This is a genomic window from Paraburkholderia atlantica, assembly GCF_009362785.1.
Taxonomy (GTDB): Bacteria; Pseudomonadota; Gammaproteobacteria; order Burkholderiales; family Burkholderiaceae; genus Paraburkholderia; species Paraburkholderia atlantica.
Genome location: NZ_WHNQ01000013.1, coordinates 155,532 through 178,173 on the forward strand (window position 1 = coordinate 155,532; position 22,642 = coordinate 178,173).

Below are 22,642 nucleotides of genomic sequence, written 5' to 3' on the forward strand. Positions count from 1 at the left end.
ACCGGCGGACTGTAGGGGCCGACAGCGGAGAAAGTACGCAGATGCGCGCACGTTGCCTCAACCGTCGAACTCATCCCATTTAGCGAGTAAATCCGCGGGAATGATATGGGCGAGTTCTGAAAACCGTTTGCCCACCATTCGTTCCGACTGGCGCAGCAAAACAATGACGGGACTGCTCGGTTCGTTTTGCTCGAACCACCTGCGTGTTTCCTGAATGGCTGCGAGCGCGCTCCAGCGATCCATTGGAGAGGGCGCGGTGATTGGCGGATCGGCCGGCGCGTCGGACTGCGGTAGCGTTGCCGTAGCGACGCTGGCCGGCGCCGATCCACGCTCGATGTCGTTGTCCTGCTCGTTGACGGCTCGTGCGGGCGCTGGCGTTGGCGCGGACGCGCCGCCGCCGTCCACCCTATGCTGCGCGAATGGCTGCAGCGCTCGGGACAACGCGCCGAGATCGGGCGCGTCGACGCCGAGCGTCTCATCGCACCATACGGCGATGCGTTGCGTCAGACACTGCGCTTCGACTAATGCGGCAATCGCTGCGTCGCGTCGGCCCCATAATTCCTTTAGCAAGCGGGCGACGGATTCAGGGGCGAGCGCGTCCTTCTGGCGCGGCGTCGCGAATGATTTTTCGATGTCGCGCAAATGCAGTTGCAGTCCCGCCGCCCTCGGCATTGGTATGTCGCGCGCATCGGCCAGCATGCCATCCGGTTCGACGAGCCCACCGATCGCGTTGGCGAACATCGCCGGGTCTCGTTCGCCTTCGAACACGGGCAGCGGGTGGAGCGCTTCGCCATAGCATTCGAACATCGCCATCAGCAAAGCCAGGCCATCGCGCAGGCCGGCCGCGCCGTCGAGCCGGGTTCGACACCGCAGCAGGATCACCGCGAGGCGGATGTCTTTCGTCCGCAGCAGCAGCGCGCGGCAATCGCGTTCGATGTCGGCCCAATTGGCCGTTGGAGGCACGTCGACGAAGTCGCCGTACTGCGCTTCGGCGCGTGGAGCCGCGGCCGCCTGCAGCATCACGAAAGCCGGGTCGTATTCGAGATCGGGACCGCAAGGCGCGGGCGCCGACACCGGTTCGAGCAGATCGGCGTAGCGCAGCGCGACGGTCGGAGTGCTGGCGTTCATGCGAAGGAACTCCGGGGTCGGTCGTTGTACTGTTCAGGTTCGAAAACCATGCCGACGACCGGAAGGTCGCCGACGGAATCACCGAGCCACGTCGAGTAGCCGAGTCTCTGCGACGTGCCGATGCAGGCAGCCGGCGCCGCACGCGGGTTGACGAGCAGCCTGACCTCCCACGCGTATTCATGGCCGACGAAGGCCCGCACCCATTCGACGAACGTCGGCAAGTCCTCGCCGTGCGGCGTGAGGCGCAGATACTGATCGAGGTCGAGCGGACCCACGACGAGCCGGAACTTGTGTTGCCGGTCGGGAATGGCCTCGCCGAGCTGCGCGCATTCACCGATGATCGCCGCGGGCCCCGGCACCCCCAGCCTCGTATGTTCCGATGCGGACAGGTGGATCCAGTGCGGTACGAATTCTTCGATGGTCATCGGAACACCGAAGTAATGCGAGAGCGTCGCCGCGATGCCGTGCGGCGTTCGCGCCTCGCGCACGAGGTGCGCCGCCGCGCTATAGCGCGAGTGCGTGGGCAGGCAGGACTGCTTCGCCTCGGCCGGCTCGACGCCGATCAGACTGGCGACGTAGAACGAAAACGTTTCGTCGCCGGCACGGTCGAGCGACGCGGTGGCTTGCCCCGATGCCCACGCGCGATAAAACTGCGACAGCGCGCGGTGATGGAACAGATCGACGAGCCCGACGAGCGCATGATCCTGGTGGCTTTCCACCCGACTGTGAGCCAGCTCCGTCATATGCAGCGGCAGCGGCCCTTGCGGCCCCCACAGGCCGAGCCCGAACAGCCGCACATCGAGCCGACCGTCTCGCGTGCCGAGCGACGCGATTTCGCGCGGCGCAAAGGCCAGTGTGGGCTGCTGACCGATCCGGAACGGCTCTTCGTGCGGCAGGCTCGCGGTGCCCGGCAACGGCATCAGCGGGTCGCGCGCGGCGATCGCGCGCAGCAGGCTCAGGAAGCCGGACTGCCACGGCGTGTCGGGATCGAACCACGCGTCGAGCGATTGCGGATCGAGCGATGATCGCGTCGGCGCGACGGCGCTCGCAAAAGTCCCCTCCATGCTCATACCGCTCCGCGTCCGCCCATGCGTGGCCGCCATTGGGCGATCAGGCCACGTTGCATCGAACGAAGTTCGGTTTCGGTGAACACGTTGATCGAAACGTGACGCGCGAGGTAGTGCTCGAGCACGAGGCCGAACAGATACGGGCTGATGCCTGAGAAGCCGGTTTCATCGACCGTCAGTTCACAGCGCACGCCACGCCCATAGACGAGTAGTCCGTCGCCTGGCAGACGCCGCACCACCGGTTCGGTGCGTGCACCGACCAGTGCCTCGATTTGCCGTGCCTGTTCGCGCTCGCCTGGCGCGATGAAAAGGCCGAGCATGTTGCGCAACGCTTGACCGCCATCGCCGTGGTCGAGTTCGGCGAGCGGCATGTAGTTGAAGCTCAGCTGCCGGATCAGACGCCACGCCGTTTCACCGCTCGCGTAAGGCGCGCGCGGCGCGCTCGGTGCATGCACGAGGCGCACGCCCTCGATCGGCACGGAGTCGGACATCGTGAGATCGGTTTTGCCGTTACGCGGGATCAGGCGCGGCAGGTCGCGGTTCGTGACCCACGCTTCGACCGACAGGTAGCGGATGTCGTCACCGTACGGCGCCTCCGCCTGATCGACGAGCGACACGTAGACCTCGGTGCCGATATACGGCGTACGGGTGCCGTACCTGCGTGCGTTGGACGACAAAGCGCGCTGCTCGCGACGCACCGAGAAATAGCGGCCGTGGTTGCCCACGTCGCTATGCAGGGTCTGATAAAGCGGATTGAATTCGACTTCGAGCGAGGTTTGCGCTCGCTGACCGAATACGCGCGACACCGAAAAAATCTCATAGTCGAGCGGCCGGGTGCGGTCGGCGAGCAGATGAAAATCGGTTTGCGCGCGATTGATTTCAACGCGATCAGTGCGTTTGCGAAACAGGTTGACGACCGGCGTACAGAACAGCAGGAAGCGCGCTGCATCGACGTGCGCGGCCAGCTCTTCCGGCAGACGGTCGAGCAGCAGCACGATCTCCGCTTCCGTGCTGTCCACGCGCGCGAGACCGGCCGCAAGCTGCGTCAGCGCGAAGAAATAGAAGCGCTGGCGGCATGCGAAGTATTCCTGCAGCAGGTTGTGGCCGTGAAACGTATTCCATGTAAGCGGCAGCAGGCACTGTTCCGCTTGCAGACCTTCAAAGTCGACGGGTGTTTTCGCGACCACGTGCCCTTCGTCTCTCGACGCACCGTACGCGCGCACGACCGAAGCGACGCTACCGGCATGGATCAGCTCGAACAGATGCGAAGCGATCCGTTCGTCGCCACCGATGTAAATGGGCAGCCGGTCGAAGTTCGTCATCTGGTTGAACTTCACTTCGCCGGTTGTGCGCAGGCGCAGCCGCAATGCGCCGTGCAATTGCATGTGCGGCAACAGATGGCGATCGGTGTCGGGGATATCCGGGGGCACAGCCGTAAGCCGGGCTTCAACGATCTCGATAGGCCATAGCATGACGTCCTGACTGCTGCGGAATTCGCACGCGGTTTGCTCGCCGGGCGGGATTGCCGAGCGCAGCATGCTATGCCGGGGCACCTTCAGCCCTTTCGTGAAATCGCCTTCACGCAGGCTCGGACGCAACTGCGCGACGGCGATCGCCGGCGTCGGCGCGACGTAATTCGGATAGACCACTTCGAGCAGCCGCTGCGTAAAGCGCGGAAACTCGGCGTCGAGTTTGATCTGCGTGCGCGCCGACATGAAGCAGAATGCCTCTATGAGCCGCTCCACATAGGGGTCGGCAACGTCGATGCCCTCCATGCCGAGGCGGCGTGCGATTTTCGGGTGCTGCGCGGCGAACTCGCCGGCCATTTCCCGCATGTAGGTCAGTTCGCGGCTGTAGTAGTCGAGAAATTGCGGGTCCATGTCAATTTCTCTTACCGGATTGCGGGTCGAACGTGACGTGATTCATTTCGATATCGAATGCGCTCTGAATGCGAAATTCCAGCGGATAGGGCGACCACCGCATGAGGCCATGAATCTCGAACACGAGCTGGTTGTAGCGCACCGGGTTCTTGCTATCGAGCGGCCGGATGCACAACGACTCGGGAATCAGACGCGGCTCGAAGCGCACGATTGCGTTCCGTACCATCTTCTCGACGGTTTCCCAGTTGCGACTGGCGAGGTAGCTACCGGACAACGCGGGAATGCCGTAATTGACGACCGACCCGGCTAGCAGCGGGTAGCGCGCGATGTCCAATTCGTCGTCCAGACTCGTCGTGTTGAGCAGCAGGCTCAGATCACGCTGGATGATGCGGCGCATGCCTTCGCTGTTCGGTGCATAGGCCTCGGGCCGCTCGCTGCGCCGCGCGGGCGCATCGTCGAGCAGACGGTCGATCAGCGACGGCATATAGGCTTGCCGGGGTCGCGCGTCGGACGTGGTCATACCCGCTCGTCGTGATTGAACCGGCATTCGCCGATGTCGAGCAGGCCGACGTCCCCCTTGTCGGTGCTCCAGGTTTTCTGGCCGAGCGCGATCACGCCGGTTTCCCCAACGTCTTTCCAGGTGGTTTCGCGCGAGAGCCGGGTGGCAGTGGGGCCAGTTTCGGAGCCGGGATAGCGCACCGGCAGATAGCCGCGCAGCACAGTCGCGTCCGTTAGGCCCACGACGGCCGAGCGCCACACGAGGTCGGTCAGCGCGGTGACCGGACCGAGTGTCAGCGATTTCAGCGATTCGAACGGCACCCAGCGATAACCGCCCGCGACGGTCAGCTCACACACGGGCCCCAGCCGGCTGTCGCTATCGGTCAGCCACTCGAATTCGCCGATCTGCGTGCTTTCGCCGCGCGTGGCCGGCGCGGCGTTCAACGCGGCGCCGCGCAGTTCGTCGGCGGCGGCGAGGTTGCCCTCGCCGAGCTTGACGTTGGCTTGCAGCAGCGTTTTCACCCACTCGGGCAACGGCTCGATCTCGCCCGGCGTGCGCTGACCCGCGAACACCTCGGCGCGGAACATCTCGCTGCGAATCAGCCCGCGATACATCTGGGCGCGCGATGTGCCTTCCGGCTCGAGCGTGGCCCACGTCTGCAGCTGCTGTAGCGCGCGGCTCCATTCGCCGTCGAGGCACAACAGCTCGAACAGCAGCCAGCGCTCGCGCACGTTCGACGGATGCTTGCGAACGTTGTCGATGGTTTGCTCCTTCAGTTCGCCGTAAGTCTGCGCGTCGAGCAGGCTGCCAAGGGTTGGAGTGTCAGAGTTAAGCGGGTCAGCGGATATTCTCATCTGAAAATTCTGGCTCTTCGTATTCGATCGATTCAGGCATCGCGATGTGGCTGTCCATACTGACCAGGTGATGTTCTTCGCGCGCGAGCCGCGCGGCCCTGCTTGCACGGTGGGCCGGTATTCCGCGCGGCGCGAGCAGCGCGAGGATCTCGTGCGTTTCGTCAGCCTCGAAAATCTGCTCGGCGCCGAACGAGTCAAGGCTATCGAGCAGGGTGTCGATGTTCTCCCCCTTCGTCAGCAGGTCGAACACGGACGCTTCCGGATGCGACGGATCGACGAGGTCGGCGAACGGATCGGGAGGTGATCCGATGATCGACTCGCTATCAGCTTCGGGCGACGCCTTCGGCTCGGGCGCGTGGTCGCTCTTCTGGCTCAGCAGCGCGTCACGGTATTCGAGCGTGAGCGCGGCGAGCGGGTCCGCTTCGTCGATGTCGGCTGTCAGAAGCATTGCCTTACCGTCGTGGCCGCTGTGTTGCGCTGAATGCGGTTCACGCCACAGCTGCAGCGGATCGTCATCGTCCTCGGCTGCTAGTGCGATCAGGTCGCTGAAGTCATCCGGCTTCGTGAGCAGGGGCTCGATCCGATCCGCGGGAGGATTCACGCTCGACGGTGGCGCAGGGACAGAGGCTTCAGACGCGTTCGCTTTTTCGAGAGGCGGGTTCGGTAACAAATCGGGCATAGGCTGAAGGTCGGGATGCGCACCCGGACCAGCGTCGGACGAACACTCCACGCCGGCGTGACCGTTTCGCGAAACGGTACGAACGAGCCCGAGAGACTGGATGGTTCGTGCGAACGTTCTTAGTGCGCCCGCTTCGAAGGGCGAATGGTCCCAGCGAGCGTGATATCCAGTCATGGCGTGGCCGGTATGCAATGGCAAATCAGGTCTGCCCGGAAAGCGCGCATTCGTAAAAGACTCTCCCGACAAGAAATAAAAGGATCACCAACTAAAAATGCGGGTTGGCGCCTGGAAGATGTGAATGCTACTTCGCGCATCTTCAGCGGAATATGGGCGACGGCCCAAATACACGCAGCGATCGACCGGCTATCCTTTGTCACTCGATCAGTGTGGTCAGCGTGCTTTCTCGGATACCTGCGCGCAGAGCGCCGGATGCCAGGGCAGGGCCACGCCTTTTCCGGAACAAACATCTTTACCTGCAACATCATCATGTCCATTTCACGCCACGCGTTGTTCGGCAAGCTCGGCGCGACGCTCTTCAGGAGCATCGAATCCGCTACGGTGTTTTCCAAGCTGCGCGGCAACCCGTATATCGAATTGGTGCACTGGCTGCATCAGTTGCTCGCGCAGTCCGATGGCGACCTGCACCGCATCGTCAGACACTGCGGCATCAGCCGCGAACTGCTCGAGCGGGACCTGCAGACGGCGCTCGCCGCGCTGCCGTCGGGCGCGAGCGCGCTCACGGATTTTTCGCATCATGTCGAGACGGCAATCGAGCGAGCGTGGGTCGTCGCGACGCTGGCCTTCGGCGACGGCCGGATTCGCGGTGCGTGGCTGATGGCGGCGCTTGTCGAGACGCCGGAACTGCGGCGCTTGCTGCTGGCCATTTCGCCGGAGTTCGGCAAGATTGCCGTCGAGGGCCTTCACGATGCGTTGCCGGCCTGGATTGCCGATTCCCCCGAAGCGGAAGACACCCCGTACGACCGGAGCGACTTTTCGTCCGCGGTGCCGGGCGAGGCGTCCGGTGTGCTCGCAGCATCGGCGAAGGGCGCGGCACTTGCACAGTTTTGTGCGGATCTGACCGCACGCGCGCGCGCCGGTGAAATCGATCCGGTGGTTGGCCGCGAAGTCGAGATTCGCACGATGATCGACGTGCTGTTGCGCCGGCGTCAAAACAATCCGCTTCTGACCGGCGACGCCGGGGTGGGCAAGACCGCGGTGGTCGAAGGGCTCGCGCGCGCGATCGCGGCCGGCGAAGTTCCGCCGAAACTTGCCGACGTGCGGCTGTTGAGCCTCGACGTCGGTGCGCTGCTTGCCGGCGCGAGCATGAAGGGCGAGTTCGAGGCCAGGCTGAAGTCGGTACTCGAGGAGGCGGCGAAGTCGCCGGCGCCGGTCGTGCTGTTCGTCGACGAGATTCACACGCTGGTCGGCGCCGGCGGCCAGGCCGGCACCGGCGACGCGGCAAATCTGCTGAAACCCGCGCTCGCCCGCGGTACGTTGCGCACGATCGGCGCGACGACGTGGTCCGAGTACAAGCGGCACATCGAGAAGGACCCGGCGCTCACGCGGCGCTTTCAGGTGCTGCAGATCGCCGAGCCCGAGGAGCCGTCCGCGATCGACATGGTCCGCGGACTCGCGGGCACGCTCGCGAGCCATCATGGCGTCGTGGTTCTCGACGAAGCGATTCGCGCAGCCGTGACGCTATCGCATCGCTATATTCCGTCGCGTCAGTTGCCGGACAAGGCGATCAGCCTGCTCGACACCGCCTGCGCGCGGGTCGCGCTATCGCAGCATGCGCCGCCGCGCGAATTACAGCGGATTCGCGAGCGCTTGCAAGCCGCGCGCGTCGAAGCCGAGCTGCTCGGGAACGAGGTGCGCATCGGGCTTGGCAGCGAGGCCGCGTTGGCCGACATCAACGCGGCGATCGCAACGCTCGAGTTCGAGGAACGTGTTGTCGAAGCCGCCTGGCGGGGCCAGTCCGAGGCGGCGAAGGCGCTGGCGGGCGCGCGCGAGGTCGTGAGCGGGCGCGCCGCAGAACGCGAACCTGAGGCCGACGCGCGCGATAGCGCGGCGAGCGAGCTGCAGACGTTGCGCGAGCTGGAGCTGACGTTATCGAACCTGCAGGCGGACACGCCATTCGTGTTTCCGGAAGTCGGCGAAGCGATCGTCGCCGACATCGTCTCTGACTGGACCGGTATTCCGGTCGGACGCATGATTACCGACGAAGTCAGCGCCGTTCAGATGCTGCCCGCCACGCTGGCGGCGCGCGTGATCGGCCAGCACGACGCGTTGCAGCAGATCGGCGAGCGCGTGCAGACGGCGCGTGCCGGGCTCGCGGACCCGCGCAAGCCGCTCGGCGTGTTCCTGCTCGCGGGGCCGTCCGGCGTCGGCAAGACGGAAACCGCGCTCGCATTGGCCGAAGCGCTCTACGGCGGCGAGCAGAATCTGATCACGATCAACATGAGCGAGTACCAGGAGGCGCATACGGTCTCGGGACTCAAGGGCGCGCCGCCTGGCTACGTCGGTTACGGCGAGGGCGGCGTGCTGACCGAAGCGGTGCGCCGGCGTCCGTACTCGGTCGTGCTGCTCGACGAGATTGAAAAGGCGCACGGCGACGTGCACGAAATGTTCTACCAGGTGCTGGACAAGGGTTACATGGAAGACGGCGATGGTCGCTTCATCGATTTCCGCAATACGACCATCCTGATGACCAGCAATGTGGGCGCCGATCTGAGCGCGAGCCTATGCGCGGATGAAATGCTTGCGCCGGATTTTGAAGGTCTGCGTTCCGCGCTTCTCACGCAATTGCTGAAGGCGTTTCCGGCGGCCTTCCTCGGGCGCATGACGCTGGTGCCATATCGTCCGCTGGGCTCGGATTCGCTCGCGCGGATCGTGCGTTTGCATCTCGATCGAGTCGTTCGGCGCATGGCGGACAACAACCGCATCGCGCTGAGTTATGCGTCGGAGGTGGTGGACTACATTGTCGGTCGCTGCCTCGTGCACGAGACCGGTGCGCGTCTTTTGATCGGCTTTATCGAACAGCACGTGCTGCCGCGCCTCGCCCGGCAGTGGCTCGATGCGTTTGCAGCGAAAAGCGCGCTCACGCATATGACAATCGAGGTGACCGATCCCGCTGCGGCACCTGCTGACGCGCTGGTGGTCCGCGCTAGCCGATAACGCGTGCGTCCGGATGTATTCAGATTTGTTTCCTTTGGCATTTTTTTTGCAGGGCATTCGCGCTCGCTTTTGACATCGTTTTCACATGACGCATGTTCAATGCCATGCGGAATGATCGCCGCATCGTCAGAAATCGCCAATCGCAGGGAATCCTTGAAAATTGCTCGCGCTACTTGATCGGAATAGTCTATAAAGACAAAAAGGTCCGCATCATGCATTTGCCGCGCCCGAAATGAGGAGGACAAATGAAACGCGCCGGACGGCGGGCGTGTGACTTTAAACGAGCCATTGAACCCGATGCATGTCTTTCATACAGTAGGAAATGCGCGCGCCGCATCGACATGCGGTCATGGTAGATTTTCAGCGCGCTGCCATGCTAATCGTATGCGCCATCCATAGCGGGCAACCATAGGTCGAAATCCGTTACGCCTTTCAATTGCAACCGGAATGACTGGAGAACAACAATGCTCTTCTTTAATGATGGTTTCACATTCCCGAATTTTCTGGCCGACGTTTTCTCCATCTTCATCTTTATTCTGTGGTTCTGGCTGTTGATCACGGTGTCGAGCGACCTGTTCCGCCGTCATGACGTGTCCGGATGGGGCAAGGTTCTGTGGGTGATTTTCCTGATCATCCTGCCGTATATCGGCATCTTCGCGTATCTGCTCACGCAGCATCGCGGCATGGCGGAACGCGATCAGGCGCGGGCCAAGCAGGTGCGCGAAGATCTGCGCAATGTGGTGGGCTTCAGCGTCGCCGACGAAATCGAGAAGCTCGACAAGCTGAAAGCGTCCGGTTCCATTTCCGCGGACGAGCACTCGCGTTTGCGCGCGAAGCTGGTGCAGTAAGCGTCGGTTACCTGACTGCAGCCATCGGCGAGCGGGCGCACAGCCCGTGTCGCGTTGGCTTTTGCGCGCTAAGGGTTTCCAGATCGACGCGCGATCGAACGTAACGGGAGGAACCCATGCTTACCCGCCTCGCCCACGTTCGGAACGCTGGTGCACGTACTGCGCGCACGCCGCTGACGTTGCGTCGCGCCGCGCTCACGTGCGTGACGGCGTTGATGCTCGCGGCTTGCGCGCAACCGTGGCAGCAATTCCAGGCCGGCCAGGATCAAGCGGCGATCATCGCCCGCATGGGTCCGCCGCGCGAAACCTATGACTTGCCCGGAGGCGGCCGCCGGCTGATGTGGCCGACCCAGCCGATGGGCTCGACCACCGTCGCCGCCGACATCGACGCTTCAGGCAAGATCGTGAGCGTGCGTCAGGTTTTGCAGTTGAGCGAATTCAATCGCGCGGAAATCGGCAAATGGACGCGCGACGATGTGCTGACCAATTTCGGCCGCCCCGTGCAGACACAGTTTTTCCGGCTCTCGCAACGCGAAGTCTGGTCATACCGCTACATCGAAAACAACATCCACCACATGCTGTTCAATTTTGCGTTCGATACCAATGGCGTGTTGCGCGCGACGCAGCGCTCGCCCGATCCATTGCGGGATCGCGATTTGCGACGATTCTGAACCGCACGCTATAGCAACGACTCAATTGGCATAATCGACAGCATCCAGACGCCGAGCCGTGCGTACCACGTCGTATTCGGTTCGGTGTCGTGGCGGGTTTCGACACCGTCGTTGGTTTCGATCCAGTGCAGCTTGCCGTTTGCGTCCAGATGCACCGCGTACGCGACCGTCGGCAGCAGCGCGAGAAACTTGCGATCGACCCGCGTTGCGAGATCGGGACTGTCGATGACGAGGCCAAGCTCGGTATTCAGATGCGCGGAGCGCGGATCGAAGTTGAACGAACCGACGAAAACCCGCTGGGAATCGACGATGAAAGTTTTCGCGTGCAAGCTCGAACCGGAGCTGCCGAACGGCCCCGGCGACTGTTCTTTCTTCTGGGTGATACCCGCGACGCGCCGCAATTCGTACAGGTGCACGCCGGTTTGCAGCAACTCGACGCGCCGCCTGATATAGCCCGAGTGCACGGCGGCGACATCGGTCGCTTCGAGCGCGTTCGTCAACACGCGCACATCGACGCCCTGAGCGGCGAGGCCGCTCAGATACTGCGTGCCCGTATTCGCCGGCACGAAGTATGGCGAGACGAGGTCGAGCGACTTCGTCGGCTGGCCCATCACTTCGCGTAGCTGGTGCGAAATCAGCGCTTCCGGCGGCGCGTCGTTCAGGCCTTTCGCGGGGTCGTCGCTGATCATCTTCGTTTTGGCCCAATCGAGCGGCAGCTTGTCGTCGAGCAGGTTCTGCACGACGCGCGGGCCGCGCAGCGCTTCCTTATACTCCGCGGCGGCAGGGTCCTGTTCGATCGCCTTCGCCTCACGCTCCAGCGTGGCCAGTTCGTCGACGCTCTCGTGCGGCAGGATCTTGTCGACCGGATACGCCGACGCGCTTGCCCAATAGCGGTCGAAATCGCGCGACACGTCGGCCGCGGCCGGTCCGATCGCGAGGACGTCGAGATCGGCGAACACGACGCCGTCGGTGGCATCGAAGTACTCGTCGCCTATGTTGCGGCCGCCGAGGATCGTCGCGGTGGCGTCGGCGGTCAGCGACTTGTTGTGCATGCGCCGATTGGCGCGTGAGAAGTCGGTCACGAAGCCGAGGAATTTCGGGTTGCGCACGACGAACGGGTTGAACAGGCGCACCTCGATGTTCGGATGCGAGTTGAGCGCCGAGAGTGTCGGGTCGAGCGCGGACGCGATGCCGAGATCGTCGAGCAGCAGGCGCACCCGCACGCCCCGGTCCGCCGCTTCGTGGATCTGTTCGAGCAGCAGCGTGCCGGTCAGATCGTCGCGCCAGATGTAGTACTGGATGTCGAGCGTGCGTTGCGCGGAACGGATCAGATCCATGCGCGCGGCAAACGCGACATGCGCATCCGCCAGCGGATAAATGCCCGCGAGTCCCGCGTGCGCGGCCAGCTCGGGCGCGACCGCGCGACCGAGATCCGTGGTGGCCGCCACCGCGGGCGACAACGCATGCGACTCCTTGCGGTCCTCGAGCGACGGTAACCGCGCACAGCCAGCGAGCAGGCTTGCGCACAGCAGCGCGCACAGCGCGCCCTTCCATCGACGATGCGGGAACGACGGGTGGTGTGTCTGCGCTTGCATGGAGTCCGGGTCTTCCTTTGGGTCGCGCGTTCTTGCACGCAGCTTGCATTGGTTGAGAAGAATACTATGAGCGCATGTCCATCGGTGCGCCGCCCGACGCTCTTGTTGCGCCAGGCGCTTTGTCCGATGATACGGGCAGGCTGCGCGAATTCGCACGGGGGCCAACCCGGCCGCGCATCGACCGGATAGGTTCTGTGCGAGCGAGCGTGATCCGTTTCGCGTCAGCGTAACCGGTGGTCGAGAGGTGTAAACGTCCCGGTTCACGGCGCCTTCGAGCGTTTCGCCCACTGTGGAGTCGAGCAACGTGAAGATCTCCCGCTTGCTGCTGGCTAGCGTGCTGCTTTTCGTGGCGGGCACGGTGCTGCAGTTGATATGGCCGCTCGCGCAGCCGGCCTCCTATCACCACTTCGCCGATCAGCGCTCGCTGGGGCCGCTGCACAATGCGGCGGACGTGCTGTCGAACGTCGTCATTCTGATCGCCGGGGTGCTCTGTCTGCGCTGGGTCCGGCGTCATGCGTCGAACCAGCCGGCGCAATTCCCCGGCATGGTCGTCGCCGCGTTCGGGCTGCTCTTCACCGCGTTCGGCTCGGCTTACTACCACATGGCGCCGAACGATGCGACGCTGGTCTGGGATCGCCTGCCGATGACGATCGTGTTCGCCGGCATTCTCGCGATGCTATGGACGTCGTGGAGCGCACAGCGCGTCGGCTGGGCGCAGATGCTGATCATGGTGGTCGTGTCGCCCGCCACTGTCGGCTACTGGCTGGTGTTCAACAGCCTGTGGCCTTACGCGATTCTTCAGTTCGGCGGGCTCATGCTGATCGTCGGCATGACGCTCACGCGGAAGGTGGACGGTGTAATCGCATGGACGCTCGTGATCGTCTTCTACGGGGTCGCGAAGATTTTCGAAAGCCTCGATTGGCAGATCTGGGAGCTCACGCATCACGTGATCGCCGGTCATGCGTTGAAGCATGTGTCGAGCGGTCTCGCGGGCGCGTCGATGATTCTGGTCGCGAACGCGGCGCCGCGCTCCGTCGCGGGCATCGTGCCGGGCCGGCCGGGCGGCATCGGGCATTCGGGTACGCCGCGTTGAAGCCGCGTCACGGCGAAGTGACGCGGCCTGCGGCGGATGTTACTGCGGCTCGTACCACGAATACGTCGCCAACGTGCTCACCGGCGGCGTGCCGATCTGCAGCGTAATGTCGCGCAACGACGTCAGTTCGATATTGCGCAAGTCGCCCATATAGCGGCGCGAGTCGCCGTTGTCGTTGATATACGCGACCACGTCGCCCATGATGCCCGCGACGTTCGTGCTCGTCAGCGGCTCGCCCCAGATATCGAAGAAGTCGCCGAGCGTATAGGTTTTCTGGTCCGGCGCTTCGATATGGATGATGCCGGTGTTGTCGTGCGTGTGCATCTCGTACGTGCATTGCGACAGGATGCCGACGTTCGCCGGCAACGCGAGCCATTGCCCGTCCTTGATGATCGCGAGGTGCGCGTGCACGTGGTACAGCACACTCATGTTCGGCGCGCAGCTCAGGCCGTCGACCGGCGTGCCATTGCCGCCCGTCGACGTCGTGCCGTTCGGCCAGAACGACGAGCCGACCACGCCTCCGAAGACGAGCGTGATCGGGTTCGGGTCGAACGGCGGCGGATCGGTCCACGTATAGGTGGGCACTTGGGTGACAGGCGTGCCGACCATGATCGTGATTTCGTCGTGCGGCTTCAGCACGAGGCTCGCCGGGTCGCCCGTGTATTGCGTGAGCGTGCCGCCGTCGTTCACGTAGATCGCGATCGGCGGGGCGGTCAGACCCGCCACGTTCGACGCGCTCAGCGGCTCGCCCCAGATCGAGAAGAACTGGCCGAGCGTATAGGTCGCGCCGGTCGTCGCGTCCATATGGATCTTGCCGCTCGAATCGACCGTGTGCACCGGATACGCACAGCCAGTCGGCGCGCTGATGGTCGGCTCGACCATGCCGATGTTGGGCGGCAGCGTCAGGAGTTGCCCGTTCTGGTAGATCGAGACGTGCGCATACGTGTACGCGGTGCTGCGCAAAGCGCAGTTCAGTCCGCCGACGGGCTGACCGGTTCCGCCCGTTGACGTAGCGCCCGCGGGCCAGATGGCGGCGCCGAGTGTCGTGCCGTCGATGATCGGCGTCGCGGCGGCGAGCTTGGGCGTCGTCGCGCTCGCATCCGATGCACTCGACGGGCTTGACGCAGGAGTTGGACTCGATGCCGGTGTCGGGCTCGACGCGGGTGCGGGACTCGATGCGGGCGTGGTCGCGCCGGCCGCTCCGTTCGAGCCGGTGCTGCCGGGTTCCGCGCCGCTGCCGCCACCACCACCGCCACAAGCGGACAATGTCCAGATCAGACCCAATGCGAAGAATCGCGAACCCAGCCGTTGCAGCATCTCGTTCTCCATGCGGTGAGGTGAGAGGGATGCGTGCAGCGGACATCACGCACAGACCTGGTGCGGACATCGCACCGCGACGCGCGGCGCGGGCTTCACTGCGTGGATTGGACCGAGCGCTACCACCGCGTGGCGCAGGCGCTCGCGTCGGATCACGTCAGGTGATTGAAACCGATTAAAACAGCGTAACAGAAGGGTTTCACCAGCGAATGCGGCTCATCACAACGTTTCGCGACATTCTGCTGGCGCATTTCGAGGTATCGGCCTGAAGCTTGCGGACGGAACGATCTGGCGCGCTTTTTATGTGAGCTGTCATCGTTCTGTGCGAAGATCAGTTCTGCCCATCGCGCGGCCCGCTGTGTAAGGGGCTCGTACGGCGGGCGCGTGCGCGGCGATCGCCTTCGTCCTCGCGTTGAGCCCGGGCGCACCTGTTTGCGGATTCATGGAGCACTGACCAATGACCGACAGATTGCAAGCGTCCATATACGTAGTGGTGCTGCTGCTGATTGTGGGCTGGGTGCTGTATATCGGGCGTGCGGTTTTCGTGCCGATCGTGTTCGGCGCGATCGCGGTGTACCTGGTGGTCGACCTCACGCGGCTGCTGCAACGCATTCCGGTGATCGGCCCGCGGCTGCCGGTGCAGTTGCGCTATGGACTGTCGATGTTCCTGATCGGCGCCGCGATTTTCTTCGCGGTCGACATGCTGGTCGCCAACTATGACGCGCTCGTCGCGCTCGCGCCGCGCTACCAGGACTCGCTCTTGCTGATGATCCACAAGATCTCGACGCTGCTGCACCTCGAAAGCGAGCCGACCTGGGAGTCACTGCGGCGGAACATACTCACGCAGCTGAACATTCAGGCGATGGTGACGGGTCTGCTGGCGTCGCTGTCGTCGATGATCATCGACCTGTTCGTGATCGTGCTGTATGCGAGTTTTCTGCTGTTCGAGCGCCGGACGTTCGGCGATAAGCTCGCGAACATGACCGCCAATTCGACGAACGCGGCGCGCATTCGCGGCGTGGTCATCGACATCAACCGGCGCATTGGCGCCTATCTCGCGCTGAAGACGTTTCTCGGCGTGCTGCTCGGGGGGCTCTGCTGGCTCGCGATGCGCAGCGTTGGCCTCGAGTTCGCCGGGCTGTGGGCGATACTGACCGCGCTGCTGAACTACGTGCCATATATCGGCTCGGTGCTCGCGGTTGCGTTCCCGGTGCTGATGTCGGTACTGCAGTTCGGCGACCTGAATTCGATCCTGGTCGTGCTGGTTTCGCTGTCCGCGATTCACTTCGTGATCGGCAATATTCTCGATCCGTATCTGACGGGCAACTCGCTGAACCTCAGCCCCTTCGCGATCGTCGCGAGCATGGCGGTGTGGTCGGCGTTATGGGGCGTGCCGGGCGCTTTTCTCGCGGTGCCGATCACTGCCAGCATGACGATCATTTTCTCCGAGTTCGAAATGACGCGGCCGGTTGCGGTGCTGCTGTCCAAAAACGGCCGGCTCACATATGGCAAGACCGAGCAGACCGCTTGAAGCGGCCGCTGCGTCCAACCCTTCATGGCCTCGGGTTGCGGCCAGCGCGAGTCGCCGCAGCCATGTCCCGCTCACACGACCCTGAAGTCCAGCCTCTTCCCATCTCGGGCGGCGCCGAAGCACTCGAAGACCCTGCGCTGCTGCGCCGCCTGCTGCGCGCGAAAGACCGCATCGATGCCGCGTCGCACGAAGCCTGGCCGGTAAGGCGCCTGGCTGAAGTCAGCGGCGTGTCGGAAGCGCACTTCGCGCGCTCATTCAAGCGGGCCTTCGGCGTGCCGCCGCATCGCTATCTGTTGACGCGGCGTATCGAGCAGGCCACCACCTTGCTGCGTGACACCGACCTCGGCATCACGGACATCGCGTTCGCGACCGGCTGGGAAAGCCTCGGCACGTTCGGCCGCGTGTTTCGCGACATCACCGGCCTGAGCCCGAGCGAGATGCGCGTGCAGGCACGCGCCAATCAGGCCGACCTCGATCGCGTGCCCGCCTGTGTGCTGAAAGCCGCTCAACGCCCGGACCTGACGACCGCGGTTCTGGAAAAGCGCCGCCGCGCGAGCGGCGACGCTGCCGAGCCTCCTGCCAGCGAAAAGTCGTGAATCAGACAGCGCTCGCGTTCGACGCGCCGTGATGCCGGAATCCGCATGTTCGGTGCGGTTTCCAACCAAGACCCGCTCATTTCGGCTTCCTATACTCGTTCGACCAAGCCCGGTGCCACGGCGCCCCCTTTCTGGAAGGAAGCTATGTCGACGATTCCCGCGCGTATAGAGCGCCTGCCGTACTCGAGCTTTCATCGCAAACTACTTTGGATGGGAGGACTCGGCTACGTCTTCGATGCGATGGATGCCGCGGTACTAGCCTTCATGCTGCCAGTGCTGCGCAACCAGTGGCATCTGAGCAGCGTGCAGACCGGCGTGCTCGGCAGCGGCACCTTCATTGGCTACTTCTTCGGCGCCGCGCTCGCCGGCATTCTCGGTGACGTGATCGGCCGGCGCAAAGTGATGGTGTGGGCACTGATCATCTACTGCCTTGCATCGCTCGTCAGCGCCACCGCGCAGAATTGGCCATTCTTCATGGCGACACGCATCGTCGCCGGGCTCGGCACCGGGGCCGAAAGCGCGATCGTCGCGCCATTCCTGTCGGAGTTCTGCGCGCGCAAATATCGCGGCACCTTCACCGGCAGTCTGGCGGCGTTCTTCTCGTTCGGCTTCGTGTTCGCCGCGATACTCGGTTATCTGGTCATACCGCTCGCGCCCGACGCCTGGCGTGTCGTCTCGGTGATTACCGCACTGCCGATCGTCATGCTGCTGTGGTGGCGGCGCGCATTGCCCGAATCACCGCGCTGGCTCGACAGCCGTGGCAGAACCGCCGAAGCCGAGGTGATCGTCGAACGGATGGAAGCCGTGGTACGCGCCGCCGGCTTGCCGCTGCTGCCGGAGCAAGCGGCCGGCGTCAGCGCCCCGGCCCCCGTCGCGTCCGGTACACCACTGGCGAAACTCAAGGCGCTGTGGTCGCGACAACTGGCCGGCATCACCGCGATGGCCTGGTTGATGTGGCTGTCGATCACGTTCAGCTACTACGCGTTCTTTACGTGGATTCCCGGGCTGCTGGTGCAAAACGGCATGACGATCACGCGCAGCTTTTCGTATTCACTGGTCATGTACCTCGCGCAGATTCCCGGCTACTTCTCGGGCGCGTGGCTCAATGAAAAGATCGGCCGCCGCGCGACCATCGTCACGTACATGGCGCTCGGCGGTTTCTCAGCATTGGGACTCGCGCTCACGCACAGCGATGCCGAAATTCTGACCTCCGGCTTTTTGCTGTCGTTCTTCATGAACGGGACTTATGCCGGCGTCTATGCGTACACGCCCGAAGTGTTCCCCACCGAAGTGCGCGCGACCGGCATGGGCGTCGCATCGGCGATCGGCCGCCTCGGCGCGATTGCCGCGCCGATTTTGGTCGGCTTTTTGTATCCGCGTCTGGGCTTCGGCGGGGTCTTCGGCGGCACGACGCTGGTGCTGATCATCGGTGCGCTCGCCGTTCTGATCATGGGCGTGTCCACTCGCGGCCGGTCGCTCGAAGAAATTGCCGCGATGCGCCTGAACCGCTGAACCGCTGAACCGCTGATAGGGCGCGCATCGCGCGCTCGCACCCTGCAACTCCGGGAACAACATATGGACCGCATTCTGTTCAAGAACGCCGCTTTGCTCGATCCACTGCATCATGCTTTGCAGCCGGGTCACAATCTGCTCGTCGAAGGCGGCACGATCAAGGAAGTCTCGCCGCAGCCGATCGACGCACCCGGCGCGCAGGTCATCGATCTGCAAGGCAAAACCATCATGCCGGGCCTGATCGACCTGCACGCGCATATGGTCGCGACGCAGTTCGATTTGCCGAGCCAGGTGAACATGCCCAACGTATTCGTCACGCTCAAGGCGTTGCCGATCATGCGCGGCATCCTGCGGCGCGGCTTCACGACCGTGCGCGATGCGGGCGGTGCCGGCTTCGCGCTCAAGCAGTCGGTCGAGATGGGCCTCGCGCAAGGGCCGCGCCTGTTCGTTGCCGGACGCGCGCTGAGCCAGACCGGCGGCCACGGCGACGGCCGCGCGCGCACCGACTTCATGCCCGGCGACGCGCCTTGCAATTGCTGCGTGCGCGTCGGCGCGTTGAGCCGGGTCGTCGATGGCGTCGACGCGTTGCGCCGCGCCGTGCGCGAAGAACTGCAGATGGGCGCCGACCAGATCAAGATCATGGCTTCCGGCGGCGTCGCGTCGCCGACCGATCCGATCGGCGCGCTCGGCTACTCGGAGGACGAGATTCGCGCGGTCGTCGCCGAAGCCGAGGCGCGCGGCACCTATGTGATGGCGCATGCCTATACGGCTGAATCGATGCGTCGCGCGGTGCGCTGCGGCGTGCGCACGATCGAGCACGGCAATCTGATCGATGCGCCGACCGCCGACCTGATGGCCGAGTGCGGCGCGTACGTGGTACCCACGCTGGTGGCTTACGAGGCCTTGCATAGCGAGGGCGTGCGCTATGGCCTGTCGGCCGAGAGCGCGGCCAAGATCGACACCGTGCGTGAAGCCGGCTTGAAGTCGCTGGAGATTTTCAGGCGCGCCGGGGTCAAGATGGGCTTCGGTTCCGATCTGCTCGGGCCGGGCCATCGGATGCAAAGCGACGAGTTTTCGATCCGCGCGCAAGTGCTGACTCCCGCCGAGATAATCGGCAGCGCCACCACCATCGGCGCAGAGATTCTCGGCATGACGGGTAAGCTGGGACGGCTGACACCGGGCGCCTTTGCCGACGTGCTGGTGATCGACGGCGATCCATTCCGCGATTTGAGTTGCCTGACGGGCCAGGGCGAGCGCATCCCGCTGGTGATGAAGGGCGGGCGCGTCGAGTTCAACGAATTGCATTGAACCGGCGCGCGTGCCTGGCGCAGTTTTGGAGAAGCGCCGCCGGGTGGTCAGCGATACAGTCGAGCCCTCAACCACCGACGGAGGAGTCATGAATCAGGGTATCAATGTGGTCGGTTTGTACGTCGACGATCAGGACGCGGCGCTTTCGTTCTACGTCGACAAGCTCGGCTTTCGCGTTCACACGGATGTGCGCAACGGCGCTTATCGCTGGCTCACGGTCCAGCACCCGGAGCAGCCGACTTTCCAGTTGGGACTGTTCGCGCCGGGGCCGCCGATCCACGATGAAGCGACCGCGCAAACGCTGCGCGCGATGGTCGCGAAGGGAGCGATGCCACCGCTGGTGTTGTCCGTTACCGACTGTCGCGCGAGCTACGAGCAGTTGAAGGCGCGCGGCGTGGAATTCACGCAGGAGCCGGTGGATCGTTTCGGCAGCGTCGATGCGGGCTTTCGCGATCCGGCGGGCAATGGATGGAAGATGATCCAGGCGGCGGCGAAGTGAGCGTACCCGATCCGCGTGCCGCGTAGTCACATGCGGCCGACGACGCGTCGCACGACAGCGACGCGCCGCCGGCCGTCACATCTGTCCCATGGACTACGGGACCATCACTGTTGATGCTGCTGCAGATACTGCCGCACGTCGTTCAACGTCACACGACCCGAATGCGCGCTATCGATCTCGTCAAAATGCCTGGCGATATAGCCGAGCCCGCTGCTTTGCGCCTGAGCCTTGGTGATCGACGAGCCGTTGTTTAGCACCGAATTCGCGCCCAGCCTGCTCTCCATGCGCTGCTGAGCCTGCTGCTGCAGCGTCGAGCCGGTGGTCGGCGCGACCGCGCTGGCACGGTTATGAGGAAAGAACGGACCGTCGACGCCGTGTCCGCCGTGGGGCAGGGTCACGGACGCCACCGGCTGAGGCGGCAGCGCGTGCGCACTACCGACGACCACACCGAGGACGATCAACGCCAGCGTGCGTCGCAAGATATCGATTGAAGACATGATCATTCGCCATAAGAAGTAGTGAGAGGGTCTCGCGCGAAGCGAAACCACCATCGATCAGGGTGCGGCCGCGGCGACCGCTTCGCTCGTCGGCGTAGCGGCTGGCGCTTCATCGGCCCAGGGCTGCGGCAGCGTCGCGAGCGTGAGTGCGCCGGCTATCGGCGTGCCGGCATAGAAGGCCGCCAGATCGGCCTTCATCTGCGGGCGCGCCACGTCGTCCAGATAAATCATATGTCCGCCCTGGAAGAAGTTGACCTGCAGATTCGGCTTGAGGCCCTGTACCGTCTTCAGTCGCGCGAGCTGCTTCTCGGTATTGAAGAACGGCGTGGCGAGATCGTGATAGCCGTTCTCCGCCAGCACCTTCAGTTGCGGATTCAGCTTCAGTGCGCCGAGCAGATCGGGGATCGTGTCGGGCAGCGGCTGGCCGCCGTGCGAGAAGTCCCACGCCTCGATGACCGCGTCGTTCAGCGGCATATACGCGGCGTTCGGTGCCGTGTAGCCGAGGTAATCCGGCATTTGCGTCGCCAACGCGTTGGTGAACGGCAGCGAGATCAGGATGTCCGACGGGTCGCCATCGCTCTGCAGGCGCGGGTCCGAGTTGGGCAACGACACGCGACCATCGTAGCGGCCGATCGTCGAACCCGGCACCAGCGTGATATTGAACGGATTGATGTTGAAGTAGCCCTGCATCGCCTGCAACGTGAGGCCGGATTCGGCGTCCCAGAACTTCTCGAGCCACGTCGGTGGGAAGTTCGGCGGTCCCGCGTAGGTGGGCGCGCCGAGCTGGCTCAGGGTCCAGTACAGCGAGTAATTCTTGAACAGGTTGTAGTTGGCGGTCACGAACGCCTCGCTGCGAAGCGCGTAAGTCGCCTGACTCACAGGCGCGGGCGACACCTGGTTGTAGTACGCCGCGACCTGGGCATAGCCCGGCAGGTAGCCGCTCAACGTGTCGGTTTCGAGCGCGAGCTGATCGGGCGAACCCGTGATCGCCACCGCCTCGATCGCATCCGCGAAGTAGTTCAGGATCGAAGACTGCAGCGTGATCCCCGTCAGATGCACGCCGGCCGATTCCAGCGCGAGCGCAAGGATGTCGGTGCGAGGCGTGCCGTACGATTCGCCGTACAGATAGATCGGCGAGCTGCTGCGCGAATTGACCGTCAGGTAGCGGATGATGAAGTCGCGCATGATGTTCGCGTCCGCATCGGTGCTCCAGAAGGTCTGGTTCGTGTTCGGCAGGATCGCTTCGGAGAGACCCGTTCCCGGCGGATCGATGAACACGAGATCGGTCGTGTCGATCAGGCTCTCGCTATTGTTCACGAGCGGGTAGTTCGGCCAGCTGGTGCCGTTCAGCAGCGGATCGGTGGTCGCGACGCGCGTCGGCGCGAACGATCCGAGACGCAGCCAGATCGACGAAGAGCCAGGCCCGCCGTTATAGACGAACGTGACGGGCCGCGGCTTGCCGTTCGTGCTGGGCGCCGTGTAGGCCACGTAGGACATCGTCGCTTCCGGTGCGCCGCTCGCCAGATCCATTGCGGTCAAATGGCCGGTAGTCGTCGTGTAGTTGATGGTGGTGCTGCCGGACGTCCATTGGTAGTGCATGATCGCCGCTTTCTCCCCGACCAGTGACGAGGCAATGCCGGATGTCGCGCTCGTCGAATAGGTGGTGAGATCGGTATAGGGCTGATTGGCGGACGGCGTCTGCGGCGCGGATGCGGCTTGCGCCTGATTGGCGACCTGCGCCATGCTGCCTGGCACCGCCGACGCTGACGAACTTCCGTCGCTGCCGCCGCATCCGCCGAGGATGACGATTCCGAACGTCAGCGCGCTTAGCGCCGCGAGCCGGCCATGACGACGGACGCGGCCATCGTCGGTACTCCTTCTGCCTGGTTTCATC

At 64.0% G+C, this 22,642-nt stretch carries 19 protein-coding genes; 9 read left to right on the forward strand and 10 right to left on the reverse strand.

All coding sequences use genetic code 11. The features are described 5' to 3' along the window. Nucleotides 1-57 precede the first annotated feature (57 nt). The 6 genes from GCT19_RS20025 to GCT19_RS20050 are packed head-to-tail and all read right to left on the reverse strand — an operon-like array spanning nt 58 to nt 6,029. Nucleotides 58-1,128 (reverse strand): type VI secretion system protein TssA, encoded by a 1,071-nt coding sequence (locus tag GCT19_RS20025; protein ID WP_152852896.1) that lies wholly within the window; start codon nt 1,126-1,128, stop codon nt 58-60. Further along, a complete protein-coding gene (gene tssG, locus GCT19_RS20030) occupies nt 1,125-2,192 on the reverse strand; it encodes a type VI secretion system baseplate subunit TssG (protein ID WP_152852897.1) in 1,068 nt (355 codons plus the stop codon). Before tssG ends, GCT19_RS20025 begins: the two co-directional genes overlap by 4 nt. Nucleotides 2,193-2,194: 2 nt before the next feature. Further along, the gene (gene tssF / locus GCT19_RS20035; RefSeq protein WP_018434815.1) at nt 2,195-4,075 is read right to left on the reverse strand and encodes a type VI secretion system baseplate subunit TssF; all 1,881 of its coding nucleotides are present in this window, start codon (nt 4,073-4,075) and stop codon (nt 2,195-2,197) included. Nucleotide 4,076: 1 nt separating this feature from the next. Beyond that, nucleotides 4,077-4,595, reverse strand: coding sequence for a type VI secretion system baseplate subunit TssE (tssE, locus tag GCT19_RS20040; protein WP_018434814.1), 519 nt, complete (start codon nt 4,593-4,595; stop codon nt 4,077-4,079). Next, complete coding sequence (locus GCT19_RS20045; RefSeq protein WP_018434813.1) at nt 4,592-5,428, reverse strand: type VI secretion system accessory protein TagJ; 837 nt, start codon at nt 5,426-5,428, stop codon at nt 4,592-4,594. The genes tssE and GCT19_RS20045 overlap by 4 nt, the downstream gene beginning before the upstream one ends. Continuing rightward, entirely contained in the window at nt 5,412-6,029 is a 618-nt protein-coding gene (locus GCT19_RS20050; protein ID WP_018434812.1) for a TagK domain-containing protein, read from the reverse strand. Before GCT19_RS20050 ends, GCT19_RS20045 begins: the two co-directional genes overlap by 17 nt. Nucleotides 6,030-6,593: 564 nt before the next feature. Between GCT19_RS20050 and tssH the strand changes: the two genes are divergently transcribed. From tssH to GCT19_RS20065, 3 genes are all read left to right on the forward strand, one after another. Beyond that, nucleotides 6,594-9,281 (forward strand): type VI secretion system ATPase TssH, encoded by a 2,688-nt coding sequence (gene tssH, locus GCT19_RS20055; RefSeq protein WP_018434811.1) that lies wholly within the window; start codon nt 6,594-6,596, stop codon nt 9,279-9,281. A 464-nt stretch (nt 9,282-9,745) separates the two neighbouring features. Next, a complete protein-coding gene (locus GCT19_RS20060; RefSeq protein ID WP_013093882.1) occupies nt 9,746-10,129 on the forward strand; it encodes a PLDc N-terminal domain-containing protein in 384 nt (127 codons plus the stop codon). 116 nt (nt 10,130-10,245) lie between these two features. After that, nucleotides 10,246-10,800 carry a hypothetical protein gene (locus tag GCT19_RS20065; RefSeq protein WP_018434810.1) on the forward strand — a complete coding sequence of 185 codons (555 nt, stop codon included), beginning with the start codon at nt 10,246-10,248 and terminating at the stop codon, nt 10,798-10,800. Between the two features lie 8 nt (nt 10,801-10,808). Here GCT19_RS20065 and GCT19_RS20070 read toward each other — a convergent pair whose 3' ends face one another. Beyond that, nucleotides 10,809-12,395: a phospholipase D family protein gene (locus GCT19_RS20070; RefSeq protein ID WP_018434809.1), complete on the reverse strand. Its 1,587-nt coding sequence runs from the start codon at nt 12,393-12,395 to the stop codon at nt 10,809-10,811. Nucleotides 12,396-12,699: 304 nt separating this feature from the next. Here GCT19_RS20070 and GCT19_RS20075 point away from each other — a divergent pair, with 304 nt between their 5' ends. After that, the gene (locus GCT19_RS20075) at nt 12,700-13,488 is read left to right on the forward strand and encodes a hypothetical protein (RefSeq protein WP_176134754.1); all 789 of its coding nucleotides are present in this window, start codon (nt 12,700-12,702) and stop codon (nt 13,486-13,488) included. A 39-nt stretch (nt 13,489-13,527) separates the two neighbouring features. Here GCT19_RS20075 and GCT19_RS20080 read toward each other — a convergent pair whose 3' ends face one another. Continuing rightward, nucleotides 13,528-14,805 carry a hypothetical protein gene (locus GCT19_RS20080; protein ID WP_026228549.1) on the reverse strand — a complete coding sequence of 426 codons (1,278 nt, stop codon included), beginning with the start codon at nt 14,803-14,805 and terminating at the stop codon, nt 13,528-13,530. Between the two features lie 457 nt (nt 14,806-15,262). Here GCT19_RS20080 and GCT19_RS20090 point away from each other — a divergent pair, with 457 nt between their 5' ends. The 5 genes from GCT19_RS20090 (at nt 15,263) to GCT19_RS20110 (ending at nt 20,251) form a co-directional block, all read left to right on the forward strand. Next, nucleotides 15,263-16,336, forward strand: a complete 1,074-nt coding sequence (locus GCT19_RS20090) for an AI-2E family transporter (protein ID WP_152852898.1) — start codon at nt 15,263-15,265, stop codon at nt 16,334-16,336. A gap of 62 nt (nt 16,337-16,398) precedes the next feature. Beyond that, nucleotides 16,399-16,932: a helix-turn-helix domain-containing protein gene (locus GCT19_RS20095; RefSeq protein ID WP_018434805.1), complete on the forward strand. Its 534-nt coding sequence runs from the start codon at nt 16,399-16,401 to the stop codon at nt 16,930-16,932. A gap of 144 nt (nt 16,933-17,076) precedes the next feature. After that, nucleotides 17,077-18,444 carry an MFS transporter gene (locus tag GCT19_RS20100; protein WP_018434804.1) on the forward strand — a complete coding sequence of 456 codons (1,368 nt, stop codon included), beginning with the start codon at nt 17,077-17,079 and terminating at the stop codon, nt 18,442-18,444. Nucleotides 18,445-18,507: 63 nt separating this feature from the next. Then, the gene (locus GCT19_RS20105; protein WP_152852899.1) at nt 18,508-19,752 is read left to right on the forward strand and encodes a metal-dependent hydrolase family protein; all 1,245 of its coding nucleotides are present in this window, start codon (nt 18,508-18,510) and stop codon (nt 19,750-19,752) included. A gap of 88 nt (nt 19,753-19,840) precedes the next feature. Beyond that, entirely contained in the window at nt 19,841-20,251 is a 411-nt protein-coding gene (locus GCT19_RS20110) for a VOC family protein (RefSeq protein ID WP_018434802.1), read from the forward strand. A 104-nt stretch (nt 20,252-20,355) separates the two neighbouring features. Here the strand turns inward: GCT19_RS20110 and GCT19_RS20115 are convergent, their stop codons facing one another. Together GCT19_RS20115 and GCT19_RS20120 are read right to left on the reverse strand one after the other, a co-directional pair. Beyond that, a complete protein-coding gene (locus GCT19_RS20115; protein WP_152852900.1) occupies nt 20,356-20,754 on the reverse strand; it encodes a 2-oxoglutarate dehydrogenase in 399 nt (132 codons plus the stop codon). A gap of 51 nt (nt 20,755-20,805) precedes the next feature. Then, complete coding sequence (locus GCT19_RS20120; RefSeq protein WP_152852901.1) at nt 20,806-22,641, reverse strand: S10 family serine carboxypeptidase-like protein; 1,836 nt, start codon at nt 22,639-22,641, stop codon at nt 20,806-20,808. Between the last annotated feature and the right edge of the window lies 1 nt (nt 22,642).

Bases quoted from the DNA above. Each gene is read 5' to 3' on its own strand.
- GCT19_RS20025 (WP_152852896.1), bottom strand. From the start codon at position 1,128: ATGAACGCCAGCACTCCGACCGTCGCGCTGCGCTACGCCGATCTGCTC.
- tssG (WP_152852897.1), bottom strand. From the start codon at position 2,192: ATGGAGGGGACTTTTGCGAGCGCCGTCGCGCCGACGCGATCATCGCTC.
- tssF (WP_018434815.1), bottom strand. From the start codon at position 4,075: ATGGACCCGCAATTTCTCGACTACTACAGCCGCGAACTGACCTACATG.
- tssE (WP_018434814.1), bottom strand. From the start codon at position 4,595: ATGACCACGTCCGACGCGCGACCCCGGCAAGCCTATATGCCGTCGCTG.
- GCT19_RS20045 (WP_018434813.1), bottom strand. From the start codon at position 5,428: ATGAGAATATCCGCTGACCCGCTTAACTCTGACACTCCAACCCTTGGC.
- tssH (WP_018434811.1), top strand. From the start codon at position 6,594: ATGTCCATTTCACGCCACGCGTTGTTCGGCAAGCTCGGCGCGACGCTC.
- GCT19_RS20060 (WP_013093882.1), top strand. From the start codon at position 9,746: ATGCTCTTCTTTAATGATGGTTTCACATTCCCGAATTTTCTGGCCGAC.
- GCT19_RS20065 (WP_018434810.1), top strand. From the start codon at position 10,246: ATGCTTACCCGCCTCGCCCACGTTCGGAACGCTGGTGCACGTACTGCG.
- GCT19_RS20070 (WP_018434809.1), bottom strand. From the start codon at position 12,395: ATGCAAGCGCAGACACACCACCCGTCGTTCCCGCATCGTCGATGGAAG.
- GCT19_RS20080 (WP_026228549.1), bottom strand. From the start codon at position 14,805: ATGCTGCAACGGCTGGGTTCGCGATTCTTCGCATTGGGTCTGATCTGG.
- GCT19_RS20090 (WP_152852898.1), top strand. From the start codon at position 15,263: ATGACCGACAGATTGCAAGCGTCCATATACGTAGTGGTGCTGCTGCTG.
- GCT19_RS20095 (WP_018434805.1), top strand. From the start codon at position 16,399: ATGTCCCGCTCACACGACCCTGAAGTCCAGCCTCTTCCCATCTCGGGC.
- GCT19_RS20100 (WP_018434804.1), top strand. From the start codon at position 17,077: ATGTCGACGATTCCCGCGCGTATAGAGCGCCTGCCGTACTCGAGCTTT.
- GCT19_RS20105 (WP_152852899.1), top strand. From the start codon at position 18,508: ATGGACCGCATTCTGTTCAAGAACGCCGCTTTGCTCGATCCACTGCAT.
- GCT19_RS20110 (WP_018434802.1), top strand. From the start codon at position 19,841: ATGAATCAGGGTATCAATGTGGTCGGTTTGTACGTCGACGATCAGGAC.
- GCT19_RS20115 (WP_152852900.1), bottom strand. From the start codon at position 20,754: ATGATCATGTCTTCAATCGATATCTTGCGACGCACGCTGGCGTTGATC.
- GCT19_RS20120 (WP_152852901.1), bottom strand. From the start codon at position 22,641: ATGAAACCAGGCAGAAGGAGTACCGACGATGGCCGCGTCCGTCGTCAT.